This window comes from Pontibacter diazotrophicus (assembly GCF_003367245.1).
GTDB classification, from domain to species: Bacteria; Bacteroidota; Bacteroidia; order Cytophagales; family Hymenobacteraceae; genus Pontibacter; species Pontibacter diazotrophicus.
The window spans coordinates 1-5593 of record NZ_QRGR01000063.1 but is presented as its reverse complement, the minus strand read 5'-3'; the positions used below and the strand labels follow the sequence as shown (position 1 = coordinate 5593).

6 protein-coding genes are annotated in these 5593 nt (G+C 47.5%); 1 reads left to right on the top strand and 5 read right to left on the bottom strand.

The window, feature by feature from the left end; genetic code table 11:
* Positions 1-303: 303 nt before the first annotated feature.
* The 5 genes from DXT99_RS26490 to DXT99_RS26470 all read right to left on the bottom strand — a co-directional run bounded on the left by DXT99_RS26490 (position 304) and on the right by DXT99_RS26470 (position 4854).
* On the bottom strand, positions 304-1422 hold the full coding sequence (locus DXT99_RS26490) for an NHL repeat-containing protein (protein WP_115568618.1): 1119 nt from the start codon (positions 1420-1422) through the stop codon (positions 304-306).
* Between the two features lie 69 nt (positions 1423-1491).
* The gene (gene treF, locus DXT99_RS26485) at positions 1492-3120 is read right to left on the bottom strand and encodes an alpha,alpha-trehalase TreF (RefSeq protein WP_115568617.1); all 1629 of its coding nucleotides are present in this window, start codon (positions 3118-3120) and stop codon (positions 1492-1494) included.
* A gap of 267 nt (positions 3121-3387) precedes the next feature.
* Positions 3388-3747, bottom strand: coding sequence for a hypothetical protein (locus tag DXT99_RS26480; protein ID WP_246001069.1), 360 nt, complete (start codon positions 3745-3747; stop codon positions 3388-3390).
* A gap of 364 nt (positions 3748-4111) precedes the next feature.
* Positions 4112-4315 (bottom strand): hypothetical protein, encoded by a 204-nt coding sequence (locus DXT99_RS26475; protein WP_115568615.1) that lies wholly within the window; start codon positions 4313-4315, stop codon positions 4112-4114.
* 140 nt (positions 4316-4455) lie between these two features.
* Complete coding sequence (locus DXT99_RS26470; protein ID WP_115568614.1) at positions 4456-4854, bottom strand: hypothetical protein; 399 nt, start codon at positions 4852-4854, stop codon at positions 4456-4458.
* 60 nt (positions 4855-4914) lie between these two features.
* Between DXT99_RS26470 and DXT99_RS26465 the strand changes: the two genes are divergently transcribed.
* A complete protein-coding gene (locus DXT99_RS26465) occupies positions 4915-5457 on the top strand; it encodes an REP-associated tyrosine transposase (protein ID WP_115568613.1) in 543 nt (180 codons plus the stop codon).
* The last annotated feature ends 136 nt before the right edge of the window (positions 5458-5593 follow it).

The following is a 5593-nucleotide window of genomic DNA, read 5'->3' as shown; positions in this document are numbered from 1 at the left end:
AGGGTGTTCACAGTGGATAACCCTGTCGGGTTACCCACAATGAACACCCATAGTAGTGGTAGCAGAAGTGAATTTAAATTTGTTGAATTTTATACTCCAGGGTAGTTCTAATGTTGGGGAGCCGACACCTGCAGATAACTCACAGAATACTTAACAGGATGACAGGTATAGTGAAGTTTCTTTTATTTCAGGAGAAAGACAGTAGCATCTCCCGCTTTTACTAAGCCAAAAAAAGAAGCCGACCTATAATCAGGCGGCTTCTCTACAGTCTAATAAAGTTTTATGTCTTGATATTTCTGTCCTTTAAAGCCCTTGCGGGAAATTGGGTAGTCCTAGATCGCTTTTGCGGCCGGCAAGATGGAATCCATCATCCGTATACATGCCAGCCTCAGCTTTTGCATTAGGGTTGCTGATCACACCAAGATAGGCGTTGTCTCTGCGGGCTACATATATTTTCCCATCAGGCCCTATTTGAAGTGCACCGATTCTAGGACTGGCTGAAGTACCCACTACCACCGCTGATTTAGCTATGGCGTCCGCATCTCCGGCAGTTAAATCAAATTGAATGACCTGTGCTTTGCCACCGCCCTTGCCATTTGCAGTGGCGTACAACTTGCTGCCATCCGGTGAAAACAACACGCCATAGGCTTCCTCATATCCTTTCAGGAGTTGTGGGTTAGAAACCTCTCCTGTGCTGCGGTCGAAGTCCAGCAATTCGAAATTGCTGGTGGCATCCCATAGAGCAGCTGCCAGTTTTGTACCATCCGAAGAAGGAACCAGATAGCCGATGGCTTTACTATTCGGGCCGCCATGTACCGTTCCTACATTGCTCAGAACAGGTTTCACGCTCACACCATCCGCTGACACCAGGAAAGCCATGTACCCGTTGCTGTTCCAGCGATGGGCAATTACCCACCAGTCTCGGTTATTGCTGTGGCGCACAGCCGTAAGTTTCTCCGTGGATGGGGCTATCAGAAAGTTGTTCCTGGAGATGATGTCGCCGTAGCTTTTCTGCTTCGTCATATCAACCACACTATAGCGCAGGCCATTCGATTGTGCCTGTATATCAGTGGTAAAGATATAGTAGGTACTATCGTTGCCTGGTTTAGGTAAGATAAGAGCTGATTGGGTGGAGGATTTGCCTCCCATCAGGCCATTGCCGTTGGGCATTACGCGGTGGTTTCGGTTCCAGACCGTGATGCCGTTGGTATAAAAAAGAAGGTTTCCGTCTTTATCAGACAAGGAGGCACTGCCTTCCTCTGTAAATATCCGGCTATGTGTAACAGCTGTGACTGTATCCTGTGTAAAGGTGATGCCGGCGCCTTTCCCGAAGTACCAGTTCGCTTTTTCGCCTTGTGCAAAGGCTGTAAAACTGCCTGCAAAGAGTACGGCTGCCGCTGTTATGTGTCTAAAGTTGATCATACATGCACGATTTGTTCTTCAAACGATGCATTCGCAAACGTAGTGCCAAGTGTATTAATTTTTAACTTCTTACCGCTGCAGCACAGCCTCTTGTTCGGTAGTTTGCAGTAATTCTGGGTGGAGGGTCAGCAGCTTGAGCAGTACGCCGTTGGTCCATCCAAAGCCGTCCTGGTTCGGGTATTCGCCACCGCCAGCTTCTAAAGTCAGGTCCTCGACGTTATACTTTTCTACCAGTTTGCCCGTAGCTTGATATACCTCAATATTACGCCTCGTCCAGTTGCGGGCAATGGTGTCCGCAAGCCGGGTATGTTTGTAATTGCGGAGTGCCTGTATCGTCATCCACTGCAGCGGTGCCCATCCGTTTGGAGAGTCCCATTGCTGCCCCGTTCGGTTCAGGGTAGTTACGACGCCCCCGGGCTTCAGGAAATCAGCCTCTATTTTCTGTGCCACGGCTGAAGCGTGCTTCCGTTTTGCCATGCAGAAATATAAAGGGAATACCGCCGCCAGGGTAGGAATGTTAGTGGTAGTGCCCTTCACAAAATCATAGTCGTAGAAAAAGTCATCGGCCTCATTCCAGGCATACTTTAGCAGCGCTTTTTGGCGTTCTTTTGCTCTCTGTTCATAGCGCTTTGCCTCGGCTTTATTTCCCTGCATCTCCGCCATCTGCGCCAACGTCATTTCAGTATGAAAGAGCAGCGCATTTAGGTCTACAGGAATGATATCAGTGGTATGGATGGTCCCCAGGCTATTGGCATCAGAAAACCAGCGGCTGCTGAAGTCCCAGCCTGATTCAGCTGCCGCCCTAATGTGTCGGTACAGTTCTTCCGGATTCCGCCCGGATTCCTGTGCCAGGTGTACGTCTTCGAGGTATGACTCTGGCCTTGGCTCCGGTTTATCGTCCCAGTAGCGGTTGAGGATGCTGCCATCGGGTAAGCGCACCACCCGGCGATGCGCAGGATTGGCCGCATTTAGTGTGTTAGCCCCTTCCATCCAGAAATCGTATTCTTTCTTCAGGGCGGGCGCATAGTTAGTCAAAATCTCTTTGCCTTTTTGTTGTGCCAGTACACGCAGCATCAGTGCATAGAAAGGCGGCTGTGAGCGGCTGAGGTAATAGGTGCGGTTGCCGTTCGGAATATGGCCTGTTGTGTTGATGAGGTGCGTAAAGTTATCTACCATGTTCTGGATGAGCTCGGTTTCACCGCTGGCCTGCAGGCCAAGCATGGTGAAGAAGCTGTCCCAGTAATATATCTCACGGAAACGGCCGCCTGGTACTACATAGGCATTGGGCAAGGGAATAAGCGAACCTGCGTCATTTCCTGGCTGCCGCGTCAGTACGGGCCACAGCTGCTCGATGTGCTGTATAACGGTCAGGCTGGTGTCCGACCTGAAGTCAGCTGCAGGCTGTGGTGGCATCTCAAAATTATTCATTACAAAAGTCCGTAAGTCGAAACCTGGCTGATCTTTCTGTTGCTGGTACGCCTGTAGGATCTCATCTGGTGAAGCAAGTGGGGTGGCATCTGGAAAGGTTTTAGAGTCAGGGAAAACGCTTTGTAGCTGTACCTGCTCAAACAGCTCGCCCAGTTGCTCGGCCGGCTGGTACAGTTGCTGTGCCTGCAGTGGCAGTAATGTATAGATGAAGGAAAATAAGAGAAAGAGGAGTGATTTAAAGGTGGTGCTGAGAAAAACTTTTCGCTTCATTATATTTCACATTGTTGGCATTGTGTTCTTACGGAAGAAGAACGGAGAGAGACAAGATTATATGTACCGGAGCGAAATCTAAGTGTTTCAGGCGCTGTAAAGAAATATCAACAGATCTGTTTGTTACTTATTTATCAGCACCTGCAGAGGTGGAAGAGGAGAGGTGCATCATGCAGAATCAGTTAAGCGGGACTGGTAACCTCCATGAAAAAAGGCAAGCGAGTGCTTGCCTTTTCCTGTTATCAAATAATTTTAAATACAACTCTATCACTGCGTTGTTGTTCCAGTAGTTCCCCCACCAGTAGTTCCCCCACCGGTAGTTCCTGTGGTTCCACCGGTAGTTGTGCCTCCGGCGGTAGTTCCATCTGTCGTTCCTCCTGCAGTTGTACCAGCGGTAGTTCCTGTGGTTGTACCATCTGTGGTTCCTGCGGTCGTGCCAGCTGTCGTGCCAATGGTATCACCTGTTGTTGTTCCCATAGGGCTTGCAGGGTCTTCTACACCAGTTTCCTGAGTTGTTCCGGTAGTTGTGTCATTTGGCATGTCACCGTTGTTTCCGCCACATGACGTTAGCATTGCAGATGTACTCAGAAACATAGTTGCCGCCATTGATATCCATATTTTTTTCATAGTCTTATTCTTAAGGTATTGTGTATGATGCTATTGTACGGTTTTAACGTACTTGCCGATGATGATATTTATACGGATTTTATGGGTTTATATAGGTAGTTATACCCAATTACTTACTTTGTTTAGTGCAATTGAAGTAGGAGCAGGTTCTGCAGAAGGGATACCACCTAGTTGATTTTTAATTATAATAAAATTAGTTAAGTACTGTTGGTAGAGCGTGCTTCGTATGATTTAAGCTGCCCAACCAGTTCAGGCACAGGACAAAAAGTAAGACTGAAACTAATTTGTCTGAAGCTTTATCCACGCTTCTTAAAAGAGTCAAAGGAATAAAGCTTGCTGACAGCAGCACCGCCATTTACCTGACTTATTGCACAAATTGTGTCGTGTCGGTCATGGTGGTGTCTGTGAGTGTACGTGTTGTGTCCTCTAAATCATCATTGCCCAGATAGTCCCCTTGTGTTGCTTCGGGTGGTAAATGTTCTCCGGCAGGTTCGCCACCACAGGATGCTAAGAGGGTAGAGCTACTCAGAAACAGCGCTGCTATAATGGAGATTTCACTTTTTTTCATAGTTATGATATTAAACGGTTACATAGCTTTTATGCCTTTGTATAATTGCGAACTATCCTGTGTCTGTTTTAGGCTTATACTTTTATTTAGAGCCACTCAGTCAGGAACATATCTAGAAACGTGCGAGGCTTTGTTTGGTTTTACCTCCGGAAAGGGTGCTTCCGGAATGCTACCTGGCTCATGGCATCCTTTTCATATACTGCCACATTGTATTCCTGATACTGTTGTGGAAAGTTTGGTTCGCCGGGAAACACCTCGTCCGGCGCCGGATTGCCTTCCAGGAAGAAGTACACGCTGGTGTTGCCATACTTGGTATGCGGCATGTAATCACCGTACGCCTGCATCGCCTCCCACAGCGTGTCCGCCACCGTCACCGCATATATCCTGACGATGGGCCCGGTATTGTTCTCGTTCCGGTACATCGCCACTTCCTTGAAATCGCCTTCTAAATCCTGTGGACCTGGTTGTGAGAAGGAGTCGTAGATGAACCAGACAACGAGGGCAGCGGAAAGGGCAATGAGGATGTATTTTAGTTTCATGTGGGTTTGATGGTAATGTAAGTTTCAGAACAGTTAACCTGATACTGCGTGTTAAGTTATATGAGCACCAAATATAAAGTATACAATCCGGAAGGCATCTACTTCGTCACATTAACAGTAGTTGAGTGGGCGGATGTGTTTACTCGGCGCGACTACTGCGAATTGTTCAGCGACAGTCTAAGCTATTGTCAGCTCGAGAAAGGTTTAACAGTTTATGCCTGGTGCATTATGACAAACCATGCACACCTGATATGTTCAGCTCCTAAGCTTTCTGTCGTGCTGCGTGATTTAAAGAAGTATACTTCAAGGTTTCTGATAGACGCCATAAAAGCGAATCCTAGAGAAAGCAGGAAGAATTGGCTACTCTGGATGTTTAAGAGTGCTGCTGCAAAGAGTGTAAGCCACGGAGAATATCAGTTCTGGCAGCCAGCCGGGCACCAGGTAGAGTTAAATAGTAATGAATTGATGGAGCAACGGCTGGAGTATCTGCACCAGAATCCGGTGAAAGCTGGCTTTGTGGAAGAGCCGGAGCAATGGTATTACAGCAGTGCTCGGGATTATGCCGGTAAGAAAGGTAGGCTGGAGGTAGTGCTGATTGAGTAACAGATAAAATAATACCAAATAGTCTAAAGAACCTTCCATAGCTGTTTTCTGTTTTTTTTGTATGGGAAGAGCAGTTAAGACAGACATCAGAGAAAGCGCAGGGGATTTGCTGAGGCGTGGCAGAAAAGAGTCTCAC

Coding starts and splice junctions, on each gene's coding strand:
- DXT99_RS26490 (WP_115568618.1), bottom strand. CDS start 1,422: ATGATCAACTTTAGACACATAACAGCGGCAGCCGTACTCTTTGCAGGC.
- treF (WP_115568617.1), bottom strand. CDS start 3,120: ATGAAGCGAAAAGTTTTTCTCAGCACCACCTTTAAATCACTCCTCTTT.
- DXT99_RS26480 (WP_246001069.1), bottom strand. CDS start 3,747: ATGAAAAAAATATGGATATCAATGGCGGCAACTATGTTTCTGAGTACA.
- DXT99_RS26475 (WP_115568615.1), bottom strand. CDS start 4,315: ATGAAAAAAAGTGAAATCTCCATTATAGCAGCGCTGTTTCTGAGTAGC.
- DXT99_RS26470 (WP_115568614.1), bottom strand. CDS start 4,854: ATGAAACTAAAATACATCCTCATTGCCCTTTCCGCTGCCCTCGTTGTC.
- DXT99_RS26465 (WP_115568613.1), top strand. CDS start 4,915: ATGAGCACCAAATATAAAGTATACAATCCGGAAGGCATCTACTTCGTC.